Source organism: Xenorhabdus sp. BG5 (assembly GCF_015163665.1).
Classification (GTDB): Bacteria; Pseudomonadota; Gammaproteobacteria; order Enterobacterales; family Enterobacteriaceae; genus Xenorhabdus.
Map to the genome: position 1 here is coordinate 1 of NZ_JADEUG010000066.1, position 2,607 is coordinate 2,607.

A 2,607-nucleotide genomic window follows, 5' to 3' on the forward strand; every position below is an offset into this window, starting at 1 on the left:
TCTGGCAGGTGTTTTACAGCTCTCCGATTTGCCGGGTTAATGTATTAGCCCGGCAAATCGGAGAAGACAAGCGTAGCGCGTCAGTGTGGTTTAAATATGTTGCACTTTGTGAAATTAACACTAAGTAATTTCCTGATTTTATTTAATAAGAGAGATTAATCACAATTTACCGGATGTACTTTTATTCAGCGTTGTATGTGTAAATAATTCTACTGTATTCTGCTAATAACACTTAAAGTCTGCAACAATGATTTCATCATTAAATTATTTTTGATAGTCAGACTCTCATTAAGGATTGATATACCCAAAGATTATGGAGCGTATAAATGAACAGGGTAATAGATAAAATCAGTCAGCGACTTGAACGCTCTGGTTTAGTATTTACGCTGATTACAGAAAATCTACCCGAACAAACCTTTGCCGTTGTTGATTTTTCCCTCACCGAATCATTATCTTCCCTTTTCCGTCTGGAAGCGACATTGACCTGTAAAACGACGAATTTGGTCAGCCAAAAATCGGGAATTAACGTTACCGACGTTCTTGACCAAAATGCCGCTTTTGCCGTACATCGCAATGGGCAGGTTGAACGACAAATCACCGGAATGGTGACGCAGTTTTCACACCTGTCTATCGGGCGACATACCAGCCACTACCATATCACTATTCAGCCTCCGTTATGGCGCGCCTCACTGCGGGTCAATAGCCGGATTTTCCAGAATCAGTCCGTGATGGATATTGTGGAAACCCTGCTCAAAGAAAATGGAGTACGCAATGCTACTTTTTTGGTGGGTTACAAACACCCGCCACGGGAATTCTGCGTTCAGTACGATGAAAGTGATCTGGCTTTTATGCAGCGTTTGCTGGCTGATGAGGGCATTTTCTATTATTTCACGTTCGACCAGGAACAGCATGAGCAACGCATTGTTTTTCATGATTCCTGCCTGTCGCTTAATAACGTGATCACGGTTCCTTATCGTCCTGAAGCTGATGTGACTGGCTCAACAACAAGCATTCAGCACGTTAGCTGGTCAGAACAGGTGGGTGTTGCCACCGTGACAACCAAAGACCGGACATTCAAAAATCCACGCATGAACCGGGAGTTCTGGTATGAAGGGCGTAATCTAGCCAACCAGCGCACGCTGAAAAACTACCACTATTACGATTTTCCCAGCCGTTATAAAGATGAAAATTTGGGGCAACAGGTCAGCCAGTATCGTCTGGAATACCTGCGCCGGGATACGCAGCTAGGAAACGGCAATGGTGACTGTTTTGCTATGTGGCCGGGGCAACTGATTAATTTTGAAGATCATCCCAATGAAACCTTGAATGACCAATGGCAATTAATTCAGATAACCCACTCAGGCCAACAGCCTCAAGCTGATGAAACCCAGCACAGCGGTAGTGGCACGTGGCTTTCCAACCAGTTTACTTTCACCAGCCGCAAAAACTCCTATCGCCCTTCTCCCTATCCGAAACCCAAAATGGAAGGGCCACATATTGCTACTGTCGTCGGGCCGGAAGGCGAAGAAATTTTTTGCGATGAATATGGGCGCGTCCGTATTCAATTTGACTGGGATCGGTACGGTAAACTTGATGATAGCAGTTCTTGTTGGGTGCGTGTCAGTCAGGCATGGGCAGGGCCATTGATGGGCATGATCGCTATTCCCCGCATTGGTCACGAAGTTTTGGTGGATTTTATCCACGGCGACCCTGACCAGCCAATTATTGTTGGTCGGGCATATCACGCCAATAATCTTCCGCCGAACCGTCTGCCGATGACAAAAACACAAATGTCAATTCGCTCGAAGACGCATAAGGGGCAAGGGTTTAACGAACTGCGTTTTGAGGATGAAAAAGATCGTGAAGAGGTTTTTATCCATGCGCAAAAAAACCTCGCCATTAAGGTGCTCAATTCACGCGACGAACGTATCAACTATAACCGCACAACCAGCATTGGGCATGACGATGAATTGGTTATCGCCAATAACCGCAAAGTCACGGTTGAAGGCCAACAGGAACATAAAACTACCGGCAACCATCTGGAACAGATTGACGGCGACCGTGCGTTACAAATCAAAGGCGATTTATCTGAAAAAATTCAGGGTATTGTTAGTATTGATGCGCAGGGAGATTTGACATTACAAAGTGGCAGTAAGCTGACTTTGCGTGTCGGTGGGAGTTTTGTCGTGCTTCATGCTGGCGGCATCGATATTAAGGGTGCAGCCATTAATCTGAACTCCGGCGGTAGCCCCGGCGATTTATTGGCTCCTGCCAACCCGGCTATTTTGCTCGCGGCAGCCAGTGAAGGTTCAATGTTCGTCGCGCACTGTCCTCTGAAAGATAAGGAGAATCAGCAATGAGTCAGGAAAAACTCTACGCCATTATTGATGGGGCAGCAGAACCGGACTTGTTTTTAGCCTTAGAGCGTTACGATCCGCCTTCTGCCTGCCTTTATGGTGAACCGCTCCAGCCGGAACTGGTTAAAATCGCGCCCTATCTGGTACAGGTTACTGAAGAAGTTAAAATCTGGCTGGAATATCGCAGAACGCCGTGGGGCATTTTCGTCCACAGCGAAGCTGATATGAAAACCGTGCGGCAACATTTACG

The 2,607-nt window shown here is 46.3% G+C and carries 2 protein-coding genes; both read left to right on the plus strand.

Annotation, left to right across the window (positions count from 1 at the left end; translation table 11 throughout):
* Positions 1-326: 326 nt before the first annotated feature.
* On the plus strand, positions 327-2,360 hold the full coding sequence (gene tssI / locus IQ209_RS17750) for a type VI secretion system tip protein TssI/VgrG (RefSeq protein WP_193852507.1): 2,034 nt from the start codon (positions 327-329) through the stop codon (positions 2,358-2,360).
* Positions 2,357-2,607 (plus strand): DUF4123 domain-containing protein (locus IQ209_RS17755; RefSeq protein WP_193852508.1); only part of this gene is annotated, 251 nt, incomplete at its 3' end. The genes tssI and IQ209_RS17755, both read left to right, overlap by 4 nt.